This is a genomic window from Paraburkholderia sp. BL25I1N1, assembly GCF_003002025.1.
Lineage (GTDB): Bacteria > Pseudomonadota > Gammaproteobacteria > Burkholderiales > Burkholderiaceae > Paraburkholderia.
Genome location: NZ_PVZB01000004.1, coordinates 1 through 26,794, shown reverse-complemented (window position 1 = coordinate 26,794; position 26,794 = coordinate 1). Strand labels below are relative to the sequence as shown.

24 protein-coding genes and 2 tRNA genes are annotated in these 26,794 nt (G+C 61.5%); 7 read left to right on the top strand and 19 right to left on the bottom strand.

The annotated features are described in order from the left end of the window. The first annotated feature begins 45 nt into the window (after nucleotides 1-45). The 3 genes from B0G73_RS06900 (at nucleotide 46) to B0G73_RS06890 (ending at nucleotide 4,602) form a co-directional block, all read left to right on the top strand. Entirely contained in the window at nucleotides 46-2,166 is a 2,121-nt protein-coding gene (locus tag B0G73_RS06900) for a 3-hydroxyacyl-CoA dehydrogenase NAD-binding domain-containing protein (RefSeq protein WP_106279226.1), read from the top strand. Between the two features lie 84 nt (nucleotides 2,167-2,250). Then, entirely contained in the window at nucleotides 2,251-3,459 is a 1,209-nt protein-coding gene (locus B0G73_RS06895; RefSeq protein ID WP_106279224.1) for an acyl-CoA dehydrogenase family protein, read from the top strand. A 12-nt stretch (nucleotides 3,460-3,471) separates the two neighbouring features. Continuing rightward, a complete protein-coding gene (locus tag B0G73_RS06890) occupies nucleotides 3,472-4,602 on the top strand; it encodes an acyl-CoA dehydrogenase family protein (protein WP_106279222.1) in 1,131 nt (376 codons plus the stop codon). 113 nt (nucleotides 4,603-4,715) lie between these two features. Here the strand turns inward: B0G73_RS06890 and bfr are convergent, their stop codons facing one another. Then, nucleotides 4,716-5,192: a bacterioferritin gene (bfr, locus tag B0G73_RS06885; protein WP_106279220.1), complete on the bottom strand. Its 477-nt coding sequence runs from the start codon at nucleotides 5,190-5,192 to the stop codon at nucleotides 4,716-4,718. Between the two features lie 707 nt (nucleotides 5,193-5,899). Between bfr and B0G73_RS06880 the strand changes: the two genes are divergently transcribed. Together B0G73_RS06880 and B0G73_RS41120 are read left to right on the top strand one after the other, a co-directional pair. Then, on the top strand, nucleotides 5,900-7,699 hold the full coding sequence (locus B0G73_RS06880; RefSeq protein WP_106279218.1) for a cytochrome P450: 1,800 nt from the start codon (nucleotides 5,900-5,902) through the stop codon (nucleotides 7,697-7,699). Between the two features lie 35 nt (nucleotides 7,700-7,734). After that, nucleotides 7,735-8,790 (top strand): threonine/serine dehydratase, encoded by a 1,056-nt coding sequence (locus tag B0G73_RS41120; protein WP_106279216.1) that lies wholly within the window; start codon nucleotides 7,735-7,737, stop codon nucleotides 8,788-8,790. Nucleotides 8,791-8,927: 137 nt separating this feature from the next. Here B0G73_RS41120 and B0G73_RS06870 read toward each other — a convergent pair whose 3' ends face one another. From B0G73_RS06870 to B0G73_RS06785, 16 genes are all read right to left on the bottom strand, one after another. After that, nucleotides 8,928-9,503 carry a thioesterase family protein gene (locus B0G73_RS06870; protein WP_106279214.1) on the bottom strand — a complete coding sequence of 192 codons (576 nt, stop codon included), beginning with the start codon at nucleotides 9,501-9,503 and terminating at the stop codon, nucleotides 8,928-8,930. 598 nt (nucleotides 9,504-10,101) lie between these two features. Further along, nucleotides 10,102-10,178 (bottom strand) — tRNA-Pro (locus B0G73_RS06860). Between the two features lie 63 nt (nucleotides 10,179-10,241). Beyond that, on the bottom strand, nucleotides 10,242-10,655 hold the full coding sequence (locus B0G73_RS06855) for a MerR family transcriptional regulator (protein WP_106279210.1): 414 nt from the start codon (nucleotides 10,653-10,655) through the stop codon (nucleotides 10,242-10,244). Nucleotides 10,656-10,701: 46 nt separating this feature from the next. Then, a complete protein-coding gene (locus B0G73_RS06850) occupies nucleotides 10,702-11,112 on the bottom strand; it encodes an integration host factor subunit alpha (protein ID WP_106279208.1) in 411 nt (136 codons plus the stop codon). A 69-nt stretch (nucleotides 11,113-11,181) separates the two neighbouring features. Next, nucleotides 11,182-13,617 (bottom strand): phenylalanine--tRNA ligase subunit beta, encoded by a 2,436-nt coding sequence (pheT, locus tag B0G73_RS06845; protein ID WP_106279206.1) that lies wholly within the window; start codon nucleotides 13,615-13,617, stop codon nucleotides 11,182-11,184. Between the two features lie 164 nt (nucleotides 13,618-13,781). Beyond that, nucleotides 13,782-14,795: a phenylalanine--tRNA ligase subunit alpha gene (gene pheS / locus B0G73_RS06840; protein WP_181196504.1), complete on the bottom strand. Its 1,014-nt coding sequence runs from the start codon at nucleotides 14,793-14,795 to the stop codon at nucleotides 13,782-13,784. A 158-nt stretch (nucleotides 14,796-14,953) separates the two neighbouring features. Beyond that, the gene (gene rplT / locus B0G73_RS06835) at nucleotides 14,954-15,313 is read right to left on the bottom strand and encodes a 50S ribosomal protein L20 (RefSeq protein ID WP_006052502.1); all 360 of its coding nucleotides are present in this window, start codon (nucleotides 15,311-15,313) and stop codon (nucleotides 14,954-14,956) included. A gap of 29 nt (nucleotides 15,314-15,342) precedes the next feature. Continuing rightward, a complete protein-coding gene (gene rpmI / locus B0G73_RS06830; RefSeq protein ID WP_012433738.1) occupies nucleotides 15,343-15,540 on the bottom strand; it encodes a 50S ribosomal protein L35 in 198 nt (65 codons plus the stop codon). A gap of 249 nt (nucleotides 15,541-15,789) precedes the next feature. Further along, nucleotides 15,790-16,314, bottom strand: a complete 525-nt coding sequence (gene infC / locus B0G73_RS06825; protein WP_074263967.1) for a translation initiation factor IF-3 — start codon at nucleotides 16,312-16,314, stop codon at nucleotides 15,790-15,792. A gap of 49 nt (nucleotides 16,315-16,363) precedes the next feature. Continuing rightward, nucleotides 16,364-18,271, bottom strand: coding sequence for a threonine--tRNA ligase (gene thrS / locus B0G73_RS06820; RefSeq protein ID WP_106279204.1), 1,908 nt, complete (start codon nucleotides 18,269-18,271; stop codon nucleotides 16,364-16,366). 252 nt (nucleotides 18,272-18,523) lie between these two features. Continuing rightward, nucleotides 18,524-18,600, bottom strand: a tRNA-Val gene (locus B0G73_RS06810). A gap of 133 nt (nucleotides 18,601-18,733) precedes the next feature. Next, on the bottom strand, nucleotides 18,734-20,977 hold the full coding sequence (locus B0G73_RS06805) for a bifunctional (p)ppGpp synthetase/guanosine-3',5'-bis(diphosphate) 3'-pyrophosphohydrolase (protein ID WP_106279202.1): 2,244 nt from the start codon (nucleotides 20,975-20,977) through the stop codon (nucleotides 18,734-18,736). 58 nt (nucleotides 20,978-21,035) lie between these two features. Continuing rightward, entirely contained in the window at nucleotides 21,036-21,389 is a 354-nt protein-coding gene (locus B0G73_RS06800) for a RidA family protein (protein ID WP_106279733.1), read from the bottom strand. A gap of 83 nt (nucleotides 21,390-21,472) precedes the next feature. Beyond that, entirely contained in the window at nucleotides 21,473-22,387 is a 915-nt protein-coding gene (locus tag B0G73_RS06795) for an alpha/beta fold hydrolase (RefSeq protein WP_106279200.1), read from the bottom strand. A gap of 308 nt (nucleotides 22,388-22,695) precedes the next feature. After that, nucleotides 22,696-23,337: a CoA transferase subunit B gene (locus B0G73_RS06790; RefSeq protein ID WP_106279198.1), complete on the bottom strand. Its 642-nt coding sequence runs from the start codon at nucleotides 23,335-23,337 to the stop codon at nucleotides 22,696-22,698. Nucleotides 23,338-23,339: 2 nt separating this feature from the next. Next, nucleotides 23,340-24,044, bottom strand: coding sequence for a CoA transferase subunit A (locus B0G73_RS06785; protein ID WP_106279196.1), 705 nt, complete (start codon nucleotides 24,042-24,044; stop codon nucleotides 23,340-23,342). A gap of 241 nt (nucleotides 24,045-24,285) precedes the next feature. Here B0G73_RS06785 and B0G73_RS06780 point away from each other — a divergent pair, with 241 nt between their 5' ends. Further along, a complete protein-coding gene (locus B0G73_RS06780; RefSeq protein WP_106279195.1) occupies nucleotides 24,286-24,831 on the top strand; it encodes a LuxR C-terminal-related transcriptional regulator in 546 nt (181 codons plus the stop codon). Nucleotides 24,832-24,958: 127 nt separating this feature from the next. Here the strand turns inward: B0G73_RS06780 and B0G73_RS06775 are convergent, their stop codons facing one another. Both B0G73_RS06775 and B0G73_RS06770 read right to left on the bottom strand, forming a co-directional pair. Then, a complete protein-coding gene (locus tag B0G73_RS06775) occupies nucleotides 24,959-25,390 on the bottom strand; it encodes a thioesterase family protein (protein ID WP_106279193.1) in 432 nt (143 codons plus the stop codon). Between the two features lie 186 nt (nucleotides 25,391-25,576). Continuing rightward, a complete protein-coding gene (locus B0G73_RS06770; RefSeq protein WP_012433748.1) occupies nucleotides 25,577-26,353 on the bottom strand; it encodes an SDR family oxidoreductase in 777 nt (258 codons plus the stop codon). A 187-nt stretch (nucleotides 26,354-26,540) separates the two neighbouring features. On the opposite strand from B0G73_RS06770, the gene B0G73_RS06765 reads away from it, so the two are divergent. Beyond that, nucleotides 26,541-26,794: NAD(P)/FAD-dependent oxidoreductase (locus B0G73_RS06765; RefSeq protein ID WP_146144156.1), on the top strand; the 254-nt coding region annotated here is incomplete at its 3' end.

Sequence of the window (26,794 nt, the reverse complement as noted above, 5' to 3'; positions counted from 1 at the left end):
ACCCGGCATGCTCTGCCATGCGGCCCATCACAATCAGGAGACGCCATGACCCCCAACCCTTCGGCCGATGTTGTCACGCGCGAATTGCGCGGCAAGGTGCTGCTCGTGACGATCGACCACGCGCCCGTCAACGCGTTATCCGCCGACGTGCGGCGCGGCCTGCTCGCCGCCGTCGAAGCCGCGGGTGCCGACAAGGCCGTGGAAGCCGTGCTGATCGTCGGCGCGGGGCGCAATTTCATCGCCGGCGCGGACATTCGCGAGTTCGGCAAGCCGCCGGTGCCACCCTCGCTGCCGGACGTGTGCAACCGCATCGAGGCGTGCACGAAGCCGGTAATCGCTGCGATTCATGGCGCGGCGCTCGGCGGCGGTCTGGAAGTGGCGCTCGCGGCGCATTACCGGATTGCCGTCGACGGCGCGAAGCTCGGCTTGCCTGAAGTGCAACTCGGCCTGTTGCCGGGCGCGGGCGGCACGCAGCGCACGCCGCGTTTGATCGGCGCGCAGGCCGCGCTCGATCTGATCCTGAGCGGCCGCCACGCCGGCGCGAAGGAAGCGCTCGCGTTCGGTCTGATCGACCGCTTCGGCAGCAGCGACGACATCCTCGCCGAAGGGCTCGCCTACGCGCACGAGTTGCTGGCCGCCCACGCGCCGGTGCGCCGCACGCGCGACGCGTCGGCACTCAGCGACCGCGCCGCGAGTCTCGCCGCCGTGGCCACGGCGCGGGCGGAAACCGCGAAGAAATCGCGTGGCCTGTTCTCGCCGCTGAAAATCGTCGACGCCGTCGAGGCCGCCATCGAACAGCCTTTCGACGACGGTCTGCGGCTCGAACGCAAGCTGTTCCTCGAATGTATCGACAGCCCGCAGCGCGCCGGCCTGATTCACGCGTTCTTTGCCGAGCGCGAAGTGCTCAAGGCGCCGGAAACGCGCGACGCCAAACCACGCGCGCTGAACAAGATCGGCGTGGTGGGCGGCGGCACGATGGGCGCGGGCATCGCCGTCGCGGTGCTCGACGCGGGCTTGCCGGTGACGATGATCGAACGCGACGACGCGTCGCTCGCACGCGGCCGCGCGCACATCGAAAAAGTCTACGACGGCCTGATCGCCAAAGGCCGCCTGAGCGTGGAAAAGAAAGCGGCGCTCATGGCGCGCTGGAGCGGCAGCACGTCATACGATGCGCTCGCCGACGCCGACCTCGTGATCGAAGCCGTATTCGAAGACCTCGCCGTCAAACAGGCGGTGTTCGCCGAACTCGATCGCGTCTGCAAAGCGGGTGCGGTGCTCGCGACCAACACCTCGTATCTCGACATCGACGCGCTCGCGTCGAGCATTTCGCGTCCCGCCGACGTGATCGGCCTGCACTTCTTCTCGCCTGCCAACATCATGAAGCTGCTGGAAGTGGTGGTGCCGAAGCAGGTCAGCGCCGACGTGGTCGCCACCGCGTTCGAGCTGGCGAAAAAGTTGCGCAAGACGCCGGTGCGCGCGGGCGTGTGCGACGGCTTTATCGGCAACCGCGTGCTCGCTGTGTATCGCAGCGCCGCGGACGCCATGATGGAAGACGGCGCCTCGCCCTATCAGATCGACGCAGCCGTACGCGCGCTCGGCTTTCCGATGGGACCGTTCCAGGTGGTCGATCTGGCGGGCGGCGACATCGGCTGGGCGGCACGCAAACGGCGCGCGGCCACGCGCGATCCCGCAGCGCGTTATGTGCAGATCGCCGACCGCCTGTGCGAGCGCGGCTGGTTCGGTCAGAAGACCGGACGCGGCTTCTATCTGTACCCCGAAGGATCGCGCAGCGGCGCGCCCGACCCGGAAGTCGAAGCGATCATCGAAGCCGAACGCGTGCGCGCCGGCATCACGCCGCTCACCTTCACCGACGATGAAATCATCCGCCGCTACATGGCCGCGATGATCAACGAAGGCGCCAACGTCGTGCACGAGCGTATCGCGTTGCGGCCGTTGGACGTCGACGTGACGTTCCTGTACGGCTATGGCTTCCCGCGCTATCGCGGCGGTCCGATGAAATATGCGGACATGGTCGGCCTGCCGAAGATCCTCGCCGACATTCGCGAGTTCGCCAAGCAAGACCCGCTCTTCTGGAAGCCCTCGCCGCTGCTGGTCGAACTAGTGGAACGCGGCGCAGATTTCGCGAGCCTGAACCAGAGCGTCTGAAACGGCGCATCATCATCGACTTGCATCAGGCTGACCGGACGCGCCCGTGCGCGCCGGTCGCTCACCCGATTCGGAACACCCGCCATGGATCTGAACTTCACTCCCGAGGAAGAAGCCTTCCGCGCCGACGTACAGGCCTTTCTGCGCGACAAGCTCCCGCAACGTCTCGCCGACAAGGTCCACGGCGGCCGCCGTCTCACGCGCGACGACATGGCCGAGTGGCACGCCATTCTCAACGCGCAAGGCTGGCTCGCCAATCACTGGCCTAAAGAGTACGGTGGCCCGGGTTGGAACTCGGTGCGGAAATTCATCTTCGAAAACGAATGCGCGCTGGCCGGCGCGCCGCGCGTGGTGCCGTTCGGCGTCAACATGCTCGGCCCGGTGCTGATCAAATACGGCAGCGAAGCGCAAAAGCGCCATTGGCTGCCGCGTATTCTCGACGGCTCGGACTGGTGGTGCCAAGGCTATTCGGAACCGGGCGCCGGCTCCGATCTCGCGTCGGTCAAAACCACCGCTGTGCGCGGCATCGACGCGCAGGGCCAGCACTACATCGTCAATGGACAGAAGACATGGACCACGCTCGGCCACTACGCGAACATGATCTTTTGCCTCGTGCGCAGCGCGACCGATGTGCGCAAACAGGAAGGCATCAGCTTCCTGCTGATCGACATGAAGACGCCGGGCGTCGAAGTGCGCCCGATCATCACGCTCGACGGCGAGCACGAAGTCAACGAAGTGTTTTTCACCGACGTGCGCGTGCCGGTCGAGAACCTCGTCGGCGAAGAGAACAAGGGTTGGACCTACGCCAAGTATCTGCTCACGTATGAGCGCACCAATATTGCGGGCGTCGGCTTCTCGGTGGCCGCGTTCAATCGCCTGCGCATAATCGCCGCGAAACAGCGGCGCAACGGCCGGCCGCTCGCGGAAGACCCCGCGTTCGCGGCGCGCATGGCGCGCGTCGAGATCGATCTGGAGAACATGAAGACCACCAATCTGCGCGTGATCGCGGCAGTGGCGGGCGGCGGCGTGCCCGGCGCCGAAAGTTCGATGCTGAAGATTCGCGGCACGGAGATCCGTCAGGAAATCTCATCGCTTACGCGGCGCGCGATGGGCGCTTACGCGCAGCCGTTCATCGAGGAAGCCTTGCATGACGGCTTCGACGGTACGCCCGTCGGCCCGGACGAAGCCGCGAGCGCCGCGTCGCTGTATTTCAACAATCGCAAGCTGTCGATCTTCGGCGGCTCGAACGAAATCCAGAAGAACATCATTTCCAAAATGATCTTGGGACTGTAAGGGGCGCACGTCATGAATTTCCAGCACACCGAAGACCGCCGCATGCTGGCGGATACGCTGAACCGTTTTGTCAGCGAGCAGTACGGTTTCGCGACGCGCGACCGGATCGCTCAGTCTGACCAAGGCTATAGCAGCGACTTGTGGAGCCGCTTTGCCGAGCTCGGCATTATCGGCGCACTGTTCGATGAAGCGGACGGCGGTTTCGGCGGCGGCGGTTTCGATATCGCCGTAGTGTTCGAGAGCTTGGGCCGCGGTCTCGTGGTCGAGCCGTTTCTCGATACGCTGATCGTCGGCCGCGCCATTGCACGCAGCGGCAACAAAGCGCAGAAGGCCGCGCTCGCGGAATTGATCGACGGCTCGCGGATCGTCGCGCTCGCGCACGGCGAACCGGACAGCCACTATGAACTATCCCGCGTGACGACGCGCGCGGAGCGAAGCGGCTCCACGTGGCGACTGAACGGAGCCAAGGCCGTGGTTCAGCACGGCGAGCACGCTTCGCTTTTTCTGGTCTCGGCACGCACCAGCGGTGATGACGATAGCGAAGCAGGCGTGACGCTCTTTCTCGTGCCGCGCAATACGCCCGGTGTCGGCGTGCGCGGCTATCGCAAGATTGACGGCGGCCGCGCTGCCGAAGTGACCTTCGACAACGTCACGCTGAACGAGGGCGCATTGCTCGGCACGATGGACGCGGGCTTCGCGACACTCGAATACGCGATTGGCTGCGGCGTGCTCGCGTTGTGTTCCGAAGCCGTCGGCGCGATGGATGTCGCCAAGGACTATACGCTCGAATATCTGCGCACGCGCAAACAGTTCGGCGTGCCGATCGGCAGCTTTCAGGCGTTGCAGCATCGCATGGCCGATCTGCTGCTGGAGATCGAGCAGGGCCGCTCGGCCGTGATCAACGCCGCGGCGGCGCTCGGCGCCGAGCGCAAGGTGCGGGAGCGCGCGGTGTCGGCGGCCAAGTACAGCATTGGGCGAATCGGCGCGCTAGTCGCGGAAGAATGCATTCAGTTGCATGGCGGTATCGGCATGACGTGGGAACTGCCGCTCGCCCACTACGCGAAGCGCCTCGTGATGATCGATCATCAACTCGGCGATGAGGACCATCATCTCGAACGATTCGTGGCGCTAGGCCGCGAATAAAGCGCTCGCTGAGCGGCCATTTCCCGCCAGTCGCCTCACGATGATGCGGTTGACGCTCAGGCCGGTCCGCCGGCGTTCAGTTCGTTGTCTGTCGGACATTTGCCAAAGCGAACTCACTCCGGCGAGTCCATGCCCGATTGCAAATAGTTCTGAATGCCGACCTTGTCGATCAACTCAAGATTCGTCTCGAGCCAGTCGATATGTTCCTCGGTGTCGTCGAGAATATGGGTCAGGATCTCCCGCGAGATGAAGTCGCGAACCGATTCGCAATAGACGATGGCCTCCTTGCAGGTGGCCTGCGAAATCTGTTCCAGCTTCAGGTCGCACTCCATGATCTCTTTGGTTTCTTCGCCGATTAGCAGCTTGTGGAGGTCTTGCAGATTCGGCAGGCCGTTCAGCAGGAAGATACGTTCGATCAGCAGATCGGCATGCTTCATCTCGCCGATGGATTCGTCATATTCATGCTTGCCGAGCTTGACGAGCCCCCAATGCTTGTACATGCGCGCATGCAGGAAATACTGATTGATCGCGGAGAGTTCGTTCTTCAGTTGCGAGTTCAGATATTCCAGGACCTTTGGGTCGCCTTGCATATTGCCTCCGTGTTTCGTGTGCGAAGCCCCCGGCGCCGGCGAAGGACGATGGATCGGGCAAAATCTTCAGTGGCATTGCACCAACACCGAACCTGCCTCGCGTCTTGTATTTTTGGCCATTACCCCAGCATAGCGCATCGAACTGGCGGGACAAAAAATGAGAATCGTTACCAACGCCTCACGGCAAGCTGGCGTCGGTGCAGACGACGCATGGCAAGCGCCGTGCCACCGGCAGCGCAGTTTTTTTCGCCACCACGACGACAGCCGATGCGATCCGCGCAATGCGCCGCAGAGTTCGTAGTACGCAGGAAGATTCCCGACCCTGGCAAACGCCCGCAATCCGGCAATCGACAGCCGGGTCACCGAGGCGCCGAAAAGGCGGCACGACACTAGATAGCGTGCTTGGCTCCCTTTAATAAACGACTAGTATGGTTGGGTGAGCGCCCTCCTCGGACCTCGGGGAGTACAGCATGGATCGCGACTTGTCTGTCGTACAGACCAGCCACAGGATTCCGCCCCGATGCCCGCTCACGACGCCAATTAAATGCGGTGCGCAGTGACATGAACGCGCCCGCTTCCTCACGCCTTGCAAGAACCTGGTTGCACGTTGCAACGCAAATGCGTTCGCCGTCGACAAGACGCCGGAGCCTCTCTTGTGTTCACACGATCGATGAAACGATGCCCGTCCGGCGCGAAGGAGCGACAAAATGAACGCGAGTCTTCAGGCAGTGCGTTCGGGTTCCCCGGACACGGTAGTAATAGCGCGCACGAAAGAACTTGAAGACGACGGCATCAAGGCGGCGAACGTCGACGGAATCGATCTGATCGTTCTTCGCCACAGTCACGCCATTTCGATTTTTCAGGGACACTGCCCGCATCAAGGCACCCTCCTGTCCGAAGGCACAGTCAAAGACGGTGTGCTCACCTGCCGGGCACACAGTTGGCAGTTCGACTGCTCGTCAGGCTGCAACCAGGGACCGGTCAGTTCGAATCTGAAGCGCTTCGACGCAATCGTCGAGGACGGCGAAGTTAAAGTCGATCGCAACGAGGTGCGCGCGTGGAATGCGCAACGCGCTGACCCGGCTGGGACAATGCCGTGCCGCGAATCTCCCGTGAGATCGCTTGACCAGCTTCCTGGCCCAAAGCGCGTTCCGTTTCTCGGCAATACGTTGCAACTACGTCCCGAGAAGCTGCACCTCGTCCTCGAACAGTGGTCCAGAGAATTCGGCCCTGTGTACACGTTCAGATTGATCGGCCGCCCGTTCGTTGCGATCGCCGATCCGATTCTCATCAGTCAAGTCTTGCGCGATCGCCCCGGCGCCTATCGCCGCTGGAACGTGATCGAAACCGTTGCGCGCGAACTGGGTATCAACGGCGTTTTCTCCATGGAAGGCGAGGCCTGGCGACGGCAACGGCAACTCGTCGCCAAGGCACTGGATCCTCTGCATCTGCGTGCCTTCTTTCCGCTGCTCTGCGAGATGACACGTCGGTTGCTGCAACGCTGGGAGAAAGCGAATCGCGATCAGCAATCCATTGATATCCAGAAGGACCTAATGCGATACACGGTGGACGTCACCACCAATCTCGCGTTCGGATATGACATGGACACCATCGAGAGCGAGGGCGACGTGATCCAGCGGCACCTCGAAGTCGTGTTCCCGATGATCAACCGGCGGATCAATGCGCCCTTCCCCTATTGGCACTACGTCAAGCTACCCGCCGACAAGACGCTGGATCGCGCGTTGATTGCGGTTCAGGCGCTCACGAAGGACCTGATCGCCGCCAACCGCGCGCGGCTCGCGCAGCGCTCGGAGACGGACGCGATGCCCACGAATCTGCTCGAGGCGTTGCTCATGGCGCAACAGGAAGGAGAAGCGCCGCTGACAGACGACGAAGTGCTGGCCAATGTGTTCACCATCCTGCTGGCCGGACAGGACACGACGGCGAACACCATCGCCTGGGTGGCGTACTTCATGGCGTCTTTACCAGACGTCCAGCGAAAAATGCAGGAAGAAGTCGATGCCGTTATCGGATCCGCGGCCATGCTCGAAGATTTTGACGCGGGCGATGCCCTCCTCTATCTGAACGCGGTCATCAGCGAGTCCATGCGCCTCAAATCCGTTACGCCCGTTCTCGCAGTCGAGCCGAATTACGACGTGCAAGTGGGCGACATTGCGATCCCGAAGGGCGCGGTGCTGTCGCTATTGACGCGCGAGGCGGGTTTGCAGCAAGGTGGCCATTCGGAGGCCGACGTATTCGATCCCGACCGCTGGCTCACCGGCGAGAGTGCCGCCAGCCATCATCGGGCGGGGTTCATGCCGTTCGGCTCGGGACCGCGTCTGTGTCCGGGACGCAGCCTCGCCTTGATGGAAGTGAGATCGGCTGTCGCCATGCTGTGCCGCAACTTCGATCTGCTGCTGGTGAACGACGCGGCCGAGGTGGAGGAAGTGTTCGCGTTTTCGATGGTGCCGCGAAACCTGCGCATCGAATTGCGCCGGCGTGGTTAGTCGATCCCTTCAACGAATACGAAAGCGAGGACATCATGAGCTTTCCTGGCATTCTGCATCGTGCGCGCACGTCTTTCGGGAATGATGTCGGCTCGGGCTATCTCGGCGACGTTTCCCGAGCCGATATCGAGCGCGCATCGGAGACGATCCGGGGAACCGTCGTCCGCACACCGCTGTTGCCCTACGCCGCTGCCACGGATCGAAGCGTGTTTCTCAAACCGGAGAACCTTCAGCCACGAGGGTCGTTCAAGATACGCTGCGCGCTGAATGCGGTATCGAGCCTTACGGCCGCTCAACTGGCGAACGGTGTCTACACGGCGAGCACCGGCAACTTCGCGCTTGGCGTGACCGAAGCGACGAGGGTTCGCGGCGCGGACGTCAGGGTGTATGTCACCGATACCGCAGCAAGGAGCAAAATCGAGGCGCTTCGCTCGCTGGGCGCCGAGGTGATCGAAGTGCCCTACGAAAGATGGTGGGCAATACTGTGCGGTGAAATACCGCCCGGCGAAACCGGCACATTTCTGCATCCTTGTGCGTGTCGCGATGTGATCGTCGGCGACGCGTCGATCGGACAGGAGATCCTGGAAGACCTGCCGGATGTCGACGTGATCCTCGTGCCCTTCGGCGGCGGCGGGTTGATCATGGGTACTGCGCTGGCGTGCGCGCATTGGGACTCGCGCGCGAAATTGTATGCGTGCGAAAGCGAAGCGGCGGCACCGTTCTATTCTTCTCTTGCGGCCGGCGCTATCGTTGAGGTATCTGTCGACTCGACGCCCATGATCGCGGGCATCGGCGTCTCGACCGTGCTCGAGGCGAATTGGCCATACCTCAATGCGTTGGTGGACGGCGTCATTGTGTCAACGCTCGAGGACACGGCCGAAGCTATCCGCTGTCTGGCGAAGCACAATCATCTTGTCGTCGAAGGCGCGGGCGCGGTTGCGCTTGCCGCGGCCCTCCACCCTTATTTTGCCGGTAAGCGCATTGCCGCTGTGCTAACTGGAGGCAGCATCGATATGCATGTTCTGGCTTCAGTGCTGAATGGCGACCGGTCGGCGTATCTCATGCCGTCGCAGCTTCGTAACTATGAATAGAACATCACTTCGCCGCAGGCGCATACGGAAGTGCAAGCGCGGCTGGCGCTCCTAATGATCGATTGGCTGCGTGGTATCAGTAGTTCGTTCAGGATGCCGTTTGATGCGGGCGCGCCTGGACCCGCACGACAGAGTGCTTACCGACGCGTGACGATGCTCGCATCCTGTTGGCCTGGAATAGACGAAGCCGACGGAAACACCATCCCTCCTTCGGCCTCGCTCCAACGCGCGATCCATTCGGGCAACGCCGGCGATGACTGCGTCACGCCGGACAGTTGCATTAACTCGGCAGTAGTCACGACACCGCCGCCTCGCTTCAGAAAGCGTGCCCGCACGATGGCCAGCGCCACTTGCGCGTTGTCACGCACGAACCCTTGTTCGATGAAGATATGCTTGTCGTCCCAGCCGATCACGCGGGTCCGGACGTCATAGCGATTGCCGAGTTCGAGCGAACGGTGAAAACGCATCGTTTCCAGCGTGACAACCGGATACCAGCGCTGTGCCTTCAATTGACGCCACAAGCCGCTGCGCATCATCAAATCGACGCGCGCCAGATCGAGGATCGTGAAATAACGACCGTTGTTCATGTGAAGCAACACGTCGAGGTCATTCAACCAGACGCGAAACGGCGTGACGCACGTATCGAGCACATGCAGCCGGCTGCGGCGCCGGCTGGTGAATATCAGAAGTAACAAACGAAGTAGCAGACTCATGCGGAAACCCGTTGATCAAGACGCGCCGCACGCGGCGGGCAAACGTGCATGGTAGACGCGCGGATCAGGAGTGGGATACAGGTGATGCGCAAATCTGTAGAGCGCTTATTCGAAAACGAGCGGCTGCGATCGAGCCGCTGGTCGTAGACTGGCGCACCGGCTTGCTCAAGATCGAACGAGCCGAGCCCAGACCTCTCAGCGCCCGTCCGCCGAATGGCTCACTGGCCGCGTTGCAGCAGAACGCAAAGCCGCCGTAACGTACGTGCGTCGGAAAAATTTCCGTTAGAAAGCGCGGCAGAGATGCCGGATGATCCACGCGTCATCATAACGGCGTTTAGGTCTGCGGCCGGCAAGCGGATAGTCGTCGCCGAGCGGTTGCGCGAGAAGAGGGTCAGTCGCGCGTCAGTGCAGGCCCTGATGTACAGCCTGCCTCGCGTGAAGCAGTGTCACGTTGCCGCGTGCGAGAGGCTCGGGGCGGAGTGGTACGCGGCTCAAATGATGTGATCGTGATCGGTGCGACGAACGATCGCAGCCCTGCCGCAGTGGCGGCCAAAAACAAAAAAGCCGCGACGCCTTTGGGCGTGCGGCTTTTTAATCTTGGTCGGGGCGAGAGGATTTGAACCTCCGACCACCTGCACCCCATGCAGGTACGCTACCAGGCTGCGCTACGCCCCGAACAGCTAAAAATTATAACAGACACTTCATTCGATTAGAACCGCCTTCTGCTAACAAACGCGACTAGCGCCCCAACAAATCGATTACGTGCAGCAATTCCTTACGCAACTGCTCGACGTCTACCGTGGTGGCGGCTGTGGTTGCCGCCGGCACCGCAGCACCCTCGCCTTCCTCGATCGCACCGCCCGGCGCACCGTGCGCTCCACCGCCATGTGAATCGAGCCGGTTGCGCGCGCCGTTGATCGTGAAGCCCTGTTCGTACAACAACTCGCGAATCCGCCGGATCAACAGCACCTCGTGATGCTGGTAGTAGCGACGGTTGCCACGCCGCTTGACCGGCCTCAACTGCGTGAACTCCTGCTCCCAGTAGCGCAAGACATGCGGTTTCACGCCGCATAGTTCGCTGACCTCACCAATCGTGAAGTAACGCTTCGCCGGAATCGGAGGCAAGACGACTTTTTCGATCGTCGCTGTCATCGTCAGTTAGCCGTCGTGGTGGGTTGCGCAGGAACGCGCCAGTCGATTAGCGCGTGAAGCTCGCGTCAGCGCCGTTCTCAACCAGTGCTTTCAGCTTTTGACTTGCATGGAACGTCACAACGCGACGCGCGGCGATTGGAATCGCCTCGCCGGTCTTCGGGTTTCTGCCGGGACGCTGGGGTTTGTCGCGCAACTGGAAGTTGCCGAACCCCGACAGCTTCACGCTGTCGCCACTCTCGAGCGCGTCGCGGATCACCTCGAAAAACGCTTCGACCATGTCTTTCGCTTCCCGCTTGTTGAGCCCGACATTGTCGAACAGCAACTCAGCAAGTTCCGCCTTGGTGAGCGTCGGCGTTTCAGTGGAAACGACGGCGGGTGATGTCGGAATTTCGCGAATCATGGCGCTACGCTGCGCCGTAAGAAGGGCTTCGAAATCACTCGAGTTCATTTCATTCATATCTATCAAATGGCGCGCCAAGCGGGAAACAATGGATGCGGATACAGCCGTGCAATTGTTAAATGCGGGTTATCCGCGCAACCGTGCGCCATATACTCGAGCCAGACGTTCCACCAGAGTATGAATAGCCAGATCGACCGTTTCATCCTGAAGGGTTCCGCCAGTATCTTGCAAGGTCACACGGAACGCAAGGCTTTTCTCGTGAGCGCCGAGACCACCGGAAGTGTTTGATTTTGGACGGAATTCGTCGAAAAGCACAACCTTCTGAACCGTCTTGCAGGCGGGTTCGGACTGGGCCTTCTGGAGCTCGTCCAGCAGTGCCTGGACCTCGATTTTCTGATCGACGACCACCGCAATATCACGACGCACCGGCTGAAACTTAGACACTTCAGACGGAATCGGCAATACGCGCTGCATTAATGCTTCCGCTTCGATTTCAAACAGAATCGGTGCATGCGGTAAATCATATTTTTGCATCCAGCGCGGATGCAATTCGCCAATCCAGCCGACTGCGCGGCCATTCAGTTCGATACGCGCGCTGCGTCCCGGATGCAACGCCGGATGCTCCGCTTTGACGAAGCGCGCGACGGCCGGCGCCAGCACGGCTTCCAGGTCGCCCTTCACGTCGAAGTAGTCGACCGTGCGCGTCGCCGCGCCCCACTGCTCTTCGAGCGCGGGACCGTACGCGAGGACGCCGATCATCTTCGGCTGCGCGAAGCCTTCGACCGTGAGCTCACCGGCCTTGATCGACGGATCGTGCAGGAACACGCGACCGGCTTCGAACACGCGTACACGATCCGCCGTGCGACGGTTCAGATTCGTACGCAGCACGTGAATCAGGCTGCCGAACAGAGTCGTGCGCATCACCGACAAGTGGCTCGCAATCGGATTCAGCAGACGTACCGGCTTGTCGTTGCCGGCGAAGTCCTGTTCCCACTCGGCGTCGACGAAACTGAAGTTCACCGTCTCCGCGTAGTCGCGCGCCGCGAGCGCGTGACGGAGCTCGTGGATCGAACGCTGCGTCTCATTGGTCGCGCGCATCTCGCTGGTCGCGACCGGCGGACGCGCCGGAATTTTTTCGAAGCCGTAGATGCGCGCGACTTCTTCGATCAGGTCTTCTTCGATTTCGATATCGAAGCGATACGACGGCGGGATCACCGAGAACGTGTCTTCACTGCGCTCGAACGACAGACCGAGGCGCGTGAAAATCTGCGCGATTTCGTCCGCGTCGATCTTGATGCCGATGATGCGGTTCGCACGCGAAACACGCATCTTCACGGGCTCGCGCTTCGGCACGTTGACGATCTGATCGTCGACCGGGCCGGCTGCGCCGCCGCAAATGTCGAGGATCAGTTGCGTGATGCGTTCGATATGATCGACGGTGGTCGCATAGTCGACGCCGCGTTCGAAGCGATGGCCTGCATCAGTCGAGAAGTTGTACTTGCGCGAGCGGCCACGAATGCTGTCGGGCCACCAGAAGGCGGCTTCGAGATAGATGTTGGTGGTGTCGAGCGTGACGGCCGTGCTGTCGCCGCCCATGATGCCCGCGAGACTTTCGATGTGCTGCTCGTCGGCGATCACGCCAACCGTTTCATCGAGTTCGACGGTGTTGCCGTTCAGCAGCTTGAGCGTTTCGCCCTTGCGGCCCCAGCGCACGTCCATGCCGCCGTGAATCTTGTCCAGATCGAACACGTGCGACGGACGACCCAGTTCGAGCATCACATAGTTCGAGATATCGACCAGCGCGGAGATGCTGCGCTGGCCCGAACGCTCCAGACGCTCGACCATCCACTGCGGCGACTTGGCGCGCGCGTTCACGCCGCGAATCACGCGGCCCGAGAAACGGCCGCACAGATCCGGCGCCGAGATTTTGACGGGCAGCGTCTCGTTGAGCTTCACTTCGACCGGCTTGATCTCGAGCGGGCGCAGCGGCGCGCCGGTGATCGCCGAGGTCTCGCGCGCCACGCCGAACACCGACAGGCAATCCGCCTTGTTCGGCGTCAGCTTGATCTCGAACACGGTGTCGTCGAGATTGAGCGTTTCGCGGATGTCCTGGCCGATCGGCGTATCTTCCGGCAGGATCAGCAGGCCGCTATGATCTTCAGAGAGCTTCAGTTCGCGTGCCGAGCACAGCATGCCCTGGCTTTCCACGCCGCGTAGCTTCGAGAGCTTGATCGCGAACGGCGCGCCGCCTTCTTCAGCGGGCGGCAGTTGCGCGCCGACCAGCGCGACCGGCACCTTGATGCCGGGCGCCACGTTCGGCGCACCGCACACGATGTTCAGCGTCGCGCCCGTGCCGGCGTCGACCTGACACACGTTGAGCTTGTCCGCGTCCGGGTGCTTGACGACTTCCAGCACCTGGCCGACGACGATCTTCGAGGTCGGCGGCGCGGCCGGCCGCAGGTCTTCGACTTCGAGACCCGCCATCGTCAACGCGTGCGACAGTTCGTCGGTCGTCAGTTGCGGATCGACAAAGGTTCTCAGCCAGGATTCCGGGAATTGCATGGTTCTGTGTACGTTCTGATCAGGTTAGGTCCACGTCCGGCAATGTTTTGACTCGGCGCGATGTTCATGCGATGCCACTCATCGGACACTGCCGGGGACGCTGCAGGCGGCAGGCACTGTGTGCCTTGCCGCGCTCTATGCTTGTCGCGTTCGTACGCGCCGGTTCAGGCGAATTGACGCAGGAAACGCAGGTCGTTTTCGAAGAACAGACGCAGGTCTTGCACGCCATAACGCAACATGGTGAGCCGCTCGAGGCCGCTGCCGAAAGCAAAGCCGATGTAACGCTCCGGGTCGAGGCCCATGTTGCGGATCACCGTGGGATGAACCTGGCCCGAGCCCGAAATTTCGAGCCACTTGCCGGCGTTCTTGCCCGTTTCGAACAACATGTCGATCTCGGCCGACGGTTCGGTGAACGGAAAATACGACGGACGGAAGCGCACGAGAATGTCGTCGCGCTCGAAGAATTTCTTGAGAAAGTCGGTGTAGACGCCCTTCAGATCAGCGAAGCTGATGTTCTCGTCGATCCACAGGCCTTCGACCTGGTTGAACATCGGCGAATGCGTCGCGTCGCTATCCACACGGTACGTGCGGCCCGGAACGATCACCTTGATAGGCGGCGTGTTGGTGCGCGCATAGCGAACCTGCATCGGGCTGGTGTGCGTGCGCAGCAGCAGTTGGCGGCCGTCGGCATCTTTGCCGTCGACGTAGAAGGTGTCCTGCATGGAACGCGCCGGATGATTTTCCGGGCTGTTCAGCGAGGTGAAGTTGTACCAGTCGGTTTCGATTTCGGGGCCGTCGGCCACGTCGAATCCGATCGTACGGAAAATCTGTTCGACGCGCTCCCACGTGCGCATCACCGGGTGCAGACTGCCTGCGCCGGTGCCGCGGCCCGGCAGCGTGACGTCAATGGCTTCAGCGGCGAGGCGCTGGTTCAGCAGCACGTCGGCCAGCGCCTGACGGCGGGCTGTCAACGCGGCTTCCACTTGTTGCTTGACGAGGTTGATCCGTGCGCCTTCGGTCTTGCGCGTTTCGGGGTCGAGTTTGCCAAGGCCCTTCAACAGTTCGGTCAGCGCACCCGATTTGCCGAGAAAGCGCGCTTTCTCGTTCTCGAGGGTGGTGACGTCGGAGGCTTCTGCGAAGGCTTTTTGCGCGTCGGCGACAATCTGGTCCAGATCCATTGATCCCATCATTTCAACGTCAGTGTTCAATCGAAGCAAAACTGGTTCTACCAACAAAAACGGGGCTCGGTGAGGAGCCCCGTTTTTGCTGCAGCGTCACCGAGACTACCGGATCTTCGCTGCAACGAACCACGCAGTATTAATTGCCAGAAGCGCAATCAGGCTGCAACGGCGGCTTTCACCTGCTGAACGATCGCAGCAAAAGCAGCCTTGTCGAACACAGCCATGTCAGCCAGCACCTTGCGGTCGAGTTCGATCGAAGCCTTCTTCAGGCCGTTGATGAACACGCTGTACGTCATGTCGTGCTGACGCACCGCCGCGTTGATACGCGTGATCCACAATGCACGGAACACACGCTTCTTGTTGCGGCGATCGCGGTAGGCGTATTGGCCTGCGCGCATGACCGCCTGCTTGGCGATGCGATAGACGTTATTGCGACGGCCGCGGTAACCCTTGGCCAGCTTGATGATCTTCTTGTGACGGGCCCGTGCGGTAACCCCACGTTTTACTCGAGGCATGTCTTGCTCCTATGAGTTTCGGTTAAGGGTTAAGCGAACGGCAGCATTGCGCGCACGGAGTTCATATCTGCATCATGAACTGCCGTCGAACCGCGCAAATGGCGTTTGTTCTTGGTGGTCTTCTTGGTAAGAATGTGGCGCTTGAAGGCTTGACCGCGCTTGACGGTACCGCCCGGACGCACCACGAAGCGCTTTGCAGCACTCTTCTTGGTCTTCATCTTCGGCATGACAACTCCATTATTAGATGGATATGGGTGTGCGGTCGGCCATTGGCCATTACCCGCCCTTCGAAACCCACTCCACTTGGTATGCAGACCGCCTGAACTGCCGGCAGCCGCTTTTCGGGAAGCGACGCGCATTGTACACGCGTCGTTCCGAAACCTGCTGAGGCGGCACCGGACACCCGGCGCCGCATCGTTTCAAACTTTACTCACAACCAGAGCGCGCACCACACGGTGCGCTGCAGCGCTGATCGCTTACTTCTTTTTCTTCGGAGCGAGCACCATGATCATCTGGCGCCCTTCCATTTTCGGCATCTGCTCGACCTGACCGACTTCGTCGAGGTCCGTGCGCAGGCGCTCGAGCATGCGCATACCGATTTCCTGGTGAGCCATTTCGCGGCCACGGAAACGCAACGTGATTTTCGTCTTGTCGCCGTCGTCGAGGAAGCGGATGAGGTTGCGCAGTTTGACGTTGTAGTCGCCGTCATCAGTACCCGGGCGGAATTTGACTTCCTTGACCTGGACGATCTTCTGCTTCAGCTTCGCCTCGTGTTGCTTCTTCGCTTCCGAGTACTTGAACTTGCCGTAGTCCATCAAGCGGCAAACCGGCGGAACCGCTTGCGGAGCGATTTCGACCAGATCCACGTCTTGCTGTTCCGACATGCGGAACGCATCAGCGAGTTTCACGATGCCGAGCGGTTCGTTCTCGACGCCGACCAGACGCACCTCGGGTGCCGTAATTTCACCGTTGATGCGGTGCGCAGACTTATCAGTAGCGATGTTACGTTTCCTCTAAAATTTAAAAAAACGAGCCGGGCTGCCAAGTGGCTCAATTGAACGACTGCACATCCTGGCGCAGACGCTCAATGAAGGCGTCGGGGGGCATCACACCCAGATCGACACCACCACGGGCACGCACGGCTACCGTTTGGGCTTCACGCTCTTTGTCGCCGACCACAAGCAGGTACGGCACCTTTTCCAGCGTGTGCTCGCGTATTTTATAGCTAATCTTCTCGTTGCGCAAATCGGCCTCTACTCTAACCCCTTGTTTTTGCAACGATTGGGCTAAAGAACGCGCATATTCCGCCTGACTTTCCGCGATATTCATCACTACGACCTGCATCGGCGCGAGCCATGCGGGCATTGCACCAGCATGGTGCTCGATCAGAATGCCGAGGAACCGCTCCATTGATCCGACGATTGCCCGGTGCAGCATGATCGGGCGGCGGCGGCTGTTGTCTTCGGCGACGTACTCCGCGCCCAGACGCTCCGGCAGCACCATATCGAGCTGCAGCGTACCGCATTGCCACGAGCGGCCAAGCGCGTCCTTGATGTGGTATTCGACCTTCGGGCCGTAGAAGGCGCCCTCGCCCGGCAATTCTTCCCACGTCACGCCGCAGGCCGTCAGCGCCTCGCGCAGACCCTGCTCCGCGCGATCCCACGTCTCATCCGTGCCGGCACGCGCGTCCGGGCGCAGCGACAGCTTGATCTCGACATTGTCGAAGCCAAAATCCTTGTAGACGCTCATCGCCAGCGTATTGAACGCGATCGATTCGCTGATGAACTGGTCTTCGGTACAGAAAATGTGCGCGTCGTCCTGCACGAAACCGCGCACGCGCATCAGACCGTGCAGCGCGCCGGACGACTCATTGCGGTGGCACGAACCAAATTCCGCGTAACGCAACGGCAAATCGCGGTACGAGCGCAGACCGTGGTTGAACACCTGCACGTGACCGGGGCAGTTCATCGGCTTGATCGCGTAGTCGCGCTTTTCCGATTCCGTCGTGAACATGTTTTCACGATAGTTCTGCCAATGGCCCGACGCTTCCCAAAGCGAACGGTCCATGATCATCGGCGTCTTGATTTCGAGGTAACCCGCGTCGTTCACGCGACGGCGCATGTATTGCTCGACCTGCTGCCACAGCGTCCAGCCGCGCGGATGCCAGAACACCATGCCCGGCGACTCGTCCTGCATGTGGAACAGATCGAGTTGCTTGCCGAGCTTGCGATGATCGCGCTTCTCCGCCTCTTCGAGCATGTGCAGATACGCTTCCTGGTCTTCCTTCTTCGTCCAGGCGGTACCGTAGATGCGCTGCAATTGTTCGTTCTTCGAATCGCCGCGCCAGTAGGCACCCGCGACCTTCATCAGCTTGAATACTTTCAGCTTGCCGGTGGACGGCACGTGCGGACCGCGGCACAGATCGGTGAAGCCGCCATGCGAGTACAGCTTGATGTCGTCGGTAGCGGGAATTGATCCGATGATCTCGGCCTTGTACTTTTCGCCGATGCTCTTGAAGTAGTCCACCGCTTCGTCGCGCGACACCACGCGGCGCGAAACGGGTTCGTCTTTCTTCGCGAGTTCCTGCATGCGCTTTTCGATCTTCTCGAGATCTTCCGGCGTGAACGGACGGTTGTATGCGAAGTCGTAGTAGAAACCGTTGTCGATGACCGGGCCGATCGTGACCTGCGCTTCCGGGTACAGATCCTTCACCGCGTATGCAAGCAAGTGCGCGGTGGAGTGACGGATGATATCGAGACCGTCCGCGTCTTTCTCGGTGACGATGGCCAACGCCACATCGTGATCGATCAGCGCAGATGTATCGACCAGTTCACCGTCGATCTTGCCGCCAAGCGCGGCTTTCGCGAGGCCGGGGCCGATCGAGGCGGCCACTTCGGCGACGGTCACCGGATGCTCGTACTGTCGAACAGAACCGTCAGGCAGACGTATCGAAACCATTGCGTTCTCCGAGGTGCCGACCGGCGGTGGCACATACAACCAGGTCAAAAAAACAAAAAAAATGCGGCCCCGCTTTCGAGGGGCCGCATTCACATTTCCTGCTAACTACAGTGGCGAAAGTGGTCCTCGACTAGCGTCGCTCCGAAGTAGTCTCGGTCAACGTTCGCGGTGTCATAACCGTATTCGCCTTTTGCGCCAAAGGCGCTTACTGCAGCTTGTGAAACCCCGGCAAAGCCGGAATTTCTCTTTCGTTGGTAGGCTCGATTGGACTCGAACCAACGACCCCCACCATGTCAAGGTGGTGCTCTAACCAGCTGAGCTACGAGCCTGAAGAAACGAGATTATATGGAGCGCCACACTGCTTGGCAAGTACTTTTATGCACCGACTTTAAATTTCTACTCGCGCCCTCACGCATGCCACCAGCGCATACGTCGATTGGCCACACATGCGCCGCATACTCGTCAACTCTTGCGTGAAGCGCGCACCACGCCCGTGACTTCGCCGAGCAACGTGCACGCGCGCTGAATCTGCGCCGCGCTCGAGACCTCGACGGTAAATTGCATGAACGCAGCATTACGGCGCGTTTGCGTTTTCACGCCGATCACGTTCATCTTCTCGCGCGCGAACACTTCGGAAATATCGCGCAGCAAGCCCTGCCGATCCGTTGCATCGATCGAAAGATCGACCGGATAGACCGACTGCCCGCGGCCGCTCATCACCTCCGCCGACCACGCCGTTTGCAACACGCGCTCGGGCGCGCGATCGGCCATGCGCAGGAACGTCGGGCAATCGCTGCGATGAATCGACATGCCTTTGCCGCGCGTAACGAAGCCGCAGATATCGTCAGGCGGCGCGGGCCGGCAGCAGCGCGCGAGTTGCGTGAGCAACGCATCGACACCGACCACCAACACACCGGTAGACGCGCCGCGCGCCACGCTCGCGCCACTACTGCGCTTCTCGAATTGCTCCGGCGCTTCGACCACCGGTTCCGGCGGCGGCGCATCGTGCAGCGCCTGCTCGACGAGCCGCAAGCTGAATTCTTCCTTGCCCACCACGGAGAACAAGTCGTCGGTAGTCTTGAAGCCAAGCTTGGCCGCGAGCTGATCCAGATTGACCGACGTCTTACCCTCGCGCTGCAAGGTCTTCTCGACCATCGCGCGGCCGCTCGCGATATGTTCCTGCACTTCGACCGCATTGAACCACGCGCGCACCTTCTGCCGCGCGCGCGGACTTTGCAGATAGCCGAGTTGCGGGTTGAGCCAATCGCGCGACGGACCGCCCTCCTTCACCGCGACGATCTCCACCGTCTGACCGTTTTGCAAGGGCGTGTTCAACGGCACCATCGCGCCGTCGACGCGCGCGCCGCGGCAACGGTGCCCCAACTCGCTATGCAAGTGGTACGCGAAATCGACAGGCGTGGCGCCGTGCGGCAACGGAATCACCCGCGCCTGCGGCGTCAGCACATAGATGTGGTCGTCGTCGAGCGTGGCCTGGCGCAGTTGTTCCCACGGCTGCGACGCGCGCTTCTCACCGTGCTCGCCTTCGGAGACTTCATCTTTCCATGCGAGCAACTGACGCAGCCACGCGATCTTCTCGTCGTACTTCTCGTTGGCGGCGAACTGGCCGCCGTAGCCGCGCGTGCCGGCTTCCTTGTAACGCCAATGCGCGGCCACGCCGTATTCGGCGAACTGATGCATTTCGTGCGTACGGATCTGCACTTCGAACGCGCGGCCGTCGTCGCCGATCACCACCGTGTGCAGCGACTTGTAGCCGTTCGGCTTCGGCCGCGAGATATAGTCGTCGAACTCTTTCGGCACCGGTTGCCACAGGTTGTGCGCGATGCCGAGCACCGTGTAGCAATCCTTGATATCCGGCACGATCACACGAAATGCGCGCACGTCGTACAGCTCGGCGAAATCCAGTTCCTTGCCGCGCATCTTGCGCCAGATGCTGTAAATGTGTTTTGGCCTGCCGCTCACTTCCGCGCGAATATGCGCCGCCGCCAATTCCTTTTGCAGACGTTCGATAGCCTGCGCGACATAGCTCTCGCGCTCGACGCGCTTCTCGTCGAGCAGTTTGGCAATGCGCTTGTAAGTCACCGGCTCTTCGAAGCGCAGCGCGAGATCCTCGAGCTCCCACTTCAATTGCCAGATGCCCAGACGGTTGGCGAGCGGCGCATAGATATCGAGCGTCTCGCGCGCCACGTCTGGCGAAGGCGTGATTTTCGCCGCCGCGTAGTAACGCAGCGATTGCAGGCGCGATGCGAGCCGGATCAGCACCACCCGAATATCCTGCGCGAACGCGAGCAGCATCTTGCGCAGCGCCTCGACCTGCGCGCGGCGCGCGGCCTGCGCATCGCGCCCGGCTTCTGGCATGGCGTTCTGCGCGGCGCGCATGCTCACCGTGCCAAGGCGTAGCAACTTGCGCACGTCGCCGACCAGTTGCGCGACTTCTTCGCCGAAGTTGTCGGCGATCAGGCGCTCGGGGTCCTGCAGATGCGGCGTCAATGCAAACAGCGCCGCCGCCAGCACCGCCGGCGGATCGACATTGAGCTTGCGCATGATCGACGCCGTGCCCGCCGCGTGATCCGCCAGCATTTCGCCCGACGACAGCCGCACCTCGCCCGCATGCTCGCGCACGAACGCCATCGCTTCATCGAAAGAAGGAAGAGGGTTCGGCGCGTTCGTAACGGTTTCGGTATTCATGGTGCGACGGCCCACCGGGCCAGACGATTCAACGGAATTTCAACTGCACGTGCCCAGCTTACGCGCGCTGCGCAGCGACTACGCAGATTTCGACCAGGCACTTCGGATTGGCGAGCTTTGCCTCGACGGTTGCGCGCGGCGGCGTGGCGCCTTGTGCAACCCACTCGTCCCACACCGCGTTCATGCCGGCGAAGTGCACCATGTCCGAGATGTAGATCTGCACCGACAGCAAGTGCGACTTGTCGCTATTCACTTCGCCCAGCAGACGGTCGATGTGGCCGAGCACTTCGCGCGTCTGACCCGTGATGTCCTGATCCGCGTCTTCGGCGATCTGGCCCGCGAGGTACACGGTGCCGTTATGCACGGCGATTTCCGAGAGGCGCTTGCCGACGTGGTGACGAATGACTGCCATGGCGAATCCTGAGTTGGTTTGAAAATTGATCGGAGATGCGTTGCGCATCGCGCCTCGTCGAGGACGCCGCGCGCAACTGCATATTATGACGCGTCGGCGGCCGGTCCGATAAAGAACTGCCTCGCGATGTCGATCTGATCGGCCGACAAAAACGCCGGCGCGTGTCCGACACCGGCGATTTCCGCGCTCGACACCGCACGCCCGGTCTCGACCATCTTCGCAACGGTTTCACGCGAGAGCAGGTCGGACAACTCGCCGCGCACCACCAGCACCGGCCCTTGAAACGAGGCCAGCGAATGCCACAGCGCGGCTTCGCCGAGCTTGGCAGCTTCCTCGGTGGTTGCCGTAAAGGGCTGCGCGATCCGCGGGTCGTAACGGAACAGCCACTTGCCGTCCTGTTCGTGCAGAAGCGGGGTGTTGATTTCGCGCCAGTCGTCAGGTGTGAGCGGACCAAAAGTCTGCGCGAGCAAGGCCGCGTAGTCGATACCTTGCTGCAGCGTTTCAAACTGCACGGGCTTGCCGAGATACTCTCCGATGCGTTGTACCGCAGCCGGCTCCAGATGCGGACCCACATCGTTCAGCAACATCTTGCGGATCGGCGTTTCGGGCAACCCGGCAAGCCCAAGCCCAATCAGGCCGCCCATCGACGTGCCGAACCAGTCGACCGTCTCCACATTCAGGCGCGCGATGAGTGTGACCATGTCGGCGACGTATTGCGGCACCGTATAGAAGTTGGGGTTGGCAAGCCACGATGACAAGCCCCGCCCCGCGACATCCGGACACACCACGCGGTAAGTGCCCGCGAACTCATCCGCGAGGCGGTCGAAATCGCGCCCTGAACGAGTCAAGCCGTGCACGCATAACAGCACGCGCGGATTGGCCGGGTCGCCCCACTCGGTATAAGCAATGCGGTGCAAGCCACCGGCGCTCGCGCATTGCACATAGCGTTGGCGCGGCGCAAGCCGTCCGGTGGTGGAAGCGAACGTGGTTGCGGTCATCTGGGTTCCTTGCAAAAGCGCTGCGAGTTCGGCCTGGGCACAGCAGGGACAGATAGGCGTTCAATCTTCAAACGATTGTAAACCGCTTTGCCGAGCGGCAAGAGTCGGCCGGATGGGCTAGGACGGCTCGAAACGAATGTCCGGCGCACAAAACAAAACGGGCGAGACTCACGCCTCGCCCGCCTGGGAACCGCCTCGCGGCCGCCTGCCGCTCACACCAGCCGTATCCGCCCGCACAGCGGCCTCAACAAGCCTCAACCAGCCTCAACCCGCCTCAAACCGCTGCAGACGGCCTCGCCGCATGCCATTCAGCTAACCGCGCTCACATCGAGCGGCGCGCCCGTCTTGGCCTTGATTTCCTCGACGCTCACGCCCGGCGCCAGTTCGGTCACCTTCAGCCCGTTGTCCGTGACTTCGATCACGCCAAGGTCGGTGATGATCTGGTCGACCACGCCCACGCCCGTGAGCGGCAGCGTGCATTCGTCGAGGATCTTGTGCTGATCGCCCTTCGCGACGTGCTCCATCAGCACGACCACGCGCTTGACGCCCGCAACCAGATCCATCGCGCCGCCCATGCCTTTGATCATCTTGCCCGGGATCATCCAGTTGGCCAGATCGCCCTTCTTGCTGATCTGCATCGCGCCGAGAATCGCCAGATTGATGTGGCCGCCGCGAATCATCGCGAACGAATCCGCCGACGAAAAAATCGACGAACCCGGCAGCGTGGTCACCGTCTGCTTGCCGGCGTTGATCAGGTCGGCGTCCACTTCCTCTTCGGTCGGCGATGGGCCAATGCCGAGCAGGCCGTTTTCCGACTGCAGCCACACTTCGACGCCCGCCGGCACGTGATTGGCGACCAGCGTCGGCAAGCCGATGCCGAGGTTCACGTAGAAACCGTCCTGCAATTCTTTCGCCGCGCGTGCGGCCATTTCGTCACGAGTCCATGCCATGATCAGTCTCCTTTCGCGCGGACAATGCGTTGTTCAATGCGTTTTTCCGGATTCGCATTGAGCACAATGCGCTGCACGAAAATGCCAGGCGTATGGATCGCGTCCGGATCGAGTTCGCCCACTTCGACGATCTCTTCGACTTCCGCGACGGTGATCTTGCCGGCCATCGCGCACATCGGGTTGAAATTGCGCGCGGTGCGGCGGTAGATCAGGTTGCCCGACTTGTCGGCCTTCCACGCCTTCACCAAAGCGACGTCGGCCGTCAGCGAGTGTTCCAGCACGTAGTGGTTTTCGCCGAACTGGCGGGTTTCCTTGCCTTCGGCGATCAGCGTGCCGTAGCCGGTATTGGTGAAAAACGCCGGGATGCCCGAGCCGCCCGCGCGCAGCTTCTCGGCGAGCGTGCCTTGCGGCGTGAATTCGAGTTCGAGTTCGCCGGCCAGATACTGGCGTTCGAACTCCTTGTTCTCGCCGACATACGACGAGATCATCTTCTTGACCTGGCGCGTTTCGAGCAGCAGACCGAGGCCGAAACCGTCGACGCCCGCATTGTTGCTGATGCAGGTGATGCCCTGCACCTTCGAATCGCGCAGTGCGCCGATCAGCGCCTCCGGAATGCCGCACAGCCCGAAGCCGCCGACGGCAAACGTCTGCCCGTCCTTGACGATGTCTTTCAGCGCCTCGGCGGCGCCTGGATAGACCTTGTTCATCAGTATGTCCCTTCCTTTATGGAAACCCGAATTCGGATCGTTGCGGCTGATACGACGTTGCGCGGGCTCGAGCCCGACACGTCATTCTAGTCATCCCCGGCGGGCCGCGCCCCGGTTTCGCTGCGCGTAGTACAAAGCCCGCCGCGGACGGCTTCGCCGCGTTGTCATGTGCTCGAAAGAGTACGCTGGGCGCGCCATGCGGCACAATACGCAAAAATACATAAGTACTTGCCGCCAATTCATGCCCGCACTGGATTATCAAACCGCGTTCCAGCTCGCTCCAATCGGACTCGTCCTGTCGCGCGAACGAACTATCGAAGACTGCAATGACGAGCTCGCGTCCATATTCGGCTGCACGCGAGAGTCGCTGCTCGGCCAGTCGTTTCAGGTGCTGTATCCGTCCACAGACGAATTCGAGCGAATCGGCGCGCGGATTCCGCCCATCATGACGGCGCACGGCAGCTACGCGGACGACCGCATCATGAAGCGGGCCAACGGGGAATTGTTCTGGTGCCACGTGACGGGCCGCGCGCAGGAACGCGCCGACCCGCATGCGGCGGGCGTCTGGACCTTCGAGGACCTGAGCGCGACGCGGCGCGTGGCGGTCGAACTGACACCGCGCGAACGCGAAATCGCCGCGCAACTGGTGACGGGAAAGACCAGCAAGCAGATCGGCCGGGTGCTGGATATCAGCCCGCGCACCGTCGATGTCTACCGGGCGCGGCTAATGCGCAAATACGATACGGGTAACGCGACGGAACTGTTGCAGCGCCTGCTCGGACATTGAAGCAGCGGCGCGTGAGTCGGGACGCTGAGTCGCGCCTTTGGCAGGCCACCTCAAAGGCAAGCGGCAATGCACGGCGACGTTAGCGAACGCCGCCAGTTCGCCACGAAAGTCGGCTGAGGGCCGGCGATTACGCCGCCTTGACCAGCGCCGCCCGCTCGATGGTTTCGCGCAGCAGGTCCGGCACCGGCACCGACTTGCCCGCCGCGTAGTCGATCCAGACGCAGCGCGCGGCGCCACGCGCATAGACGGTATTCGGATCGTCCGCGCGCACGAGCTCGAAACCCGTGTCGAAGCTGCTGCGGCCGGGCGTGGCCACCGTCATCCGGCCGATCACGTCGCCGGGATAATGCAGTTGCTTGAGAAACTCCATCGACGCATTGACGATCACCGGACCCTGGCCGTCGGCGTTGTTACCGGCCAGGCCCAGCTGTTCGAACCAGGAAATCCGCACCTGCTCCATGTAGCGGAAATAGACCGTGTTGTTCACATGGCCGAAGGCGTCCATGTCGCCCCAGCGGATCGGCATCGACATCTCGAAAACTGCGTGAAAATCGCTCATCGTACTTCTTTAACGGGTTGAAATCAGGTTGAAGCCGGCGTGCGGACCGGCGCAGAGACAGACAACAACATAGCGCGCGCCCTCAAAGCGACAAAGGCCCGAGGGTGTAAAACAGTTTCTTCGAACGGACGCAAATCCGGGCCCTCGCGACCTGCAAGCACGAGCGTCGGCCGCGCCGTCTTGCGTTCAGGAGAGCCCGAAGCCGTCGTCGGCGGCAATCACCGAGCCGTTGATGAACTGCGATTCGTCCGCCGCCAGCAGCAGCAGGAGCCCGTCCAGATCTTCCGGTTTGCCGACGCGGTGACGCGGCAGCATCGACACGAGCTTCTGCCCTTGCTCCGTCGACCAGTGATGGTGATTGATCTCCGTGTCGATGTAGCCCGGGCAGATCGCGTTCACGTTGATGCCGTGCTTGCCCCACTCCAGCGCCATGGCTTTCGTCATATGCACGACAGCCGCCTTGCTGATCGAATACAGGCCGATCTGCGGCAGCACGCGCAAACCCGCCATCGACGCGATATTGATGATGCGGTACGACGGTTTCTGCGCGCCGTTGCCGCGCATGATCATGCGCTTGGCGACCTCCTGAGCGACGAAGAACGCGCCGCGCGTGTTGGTATCGAACACATATTCGAAGTCGGCGGGGGTGACTTCCGAGAGCTTCTGCGTGGTCGACACGCCCGAATTGTTCACCAGAATGTCGATCGTGCCTGCCTCGGTCTCCGCATGGGCGACCGCCGACTTGATGCTCTGGTAGTCGGTCACGTCGAGCGAAACGACGTGCGCCGCGCCGCCGGAGGCCTCGATCTCGGCGCGCAACTCCTTCAGACGCTCGGTCCGCCGGCTCGCCAGCACGACCTTGGCGCCCGCCTGCGACAACACTTGAGCAAAGCGCTTTCCCAACCCGCTCGAAGCGCCGGTAATCAGCGCGACCTTGCCTTCCAGATTGATCGAACGGCCCATTGTCGTTCCTTGTTCGGTTGTTGTTACGGCTGCGGTTGACGGGTGCGGTAAGACCGTCACTACGGGTCATACCGTATCATAGAAATAGAACGATCGTGCTAATCTCTGCTCATCTGGTTGCAGTGCGGGTGTGCATCGCCCACAATACGAACCCGAAAAAAGCATTCTAACGGTAAGAGGAGCATCAATGACCCCCGCAAGTCTCATTGAGCAATACGGTCCACGCGAGTCGATGGAATACGACGTCGTGATCGTCGGTGGAGGCCCGGCCGGCCTGTCCGCGGCGATCCGCCTGAAGCAGCTGGCAGCGGAAAAAGGCGTCGAGCTTGGCGTGTGCGTACTGGAAAAAGGCTCGGAGATCGGGGCGCATATCCTGTCGGGCGCGGTGATGGATCCGCGCGCGATCACCGAACTGATCCCGGACTGGAAAGAAAAAGGCGC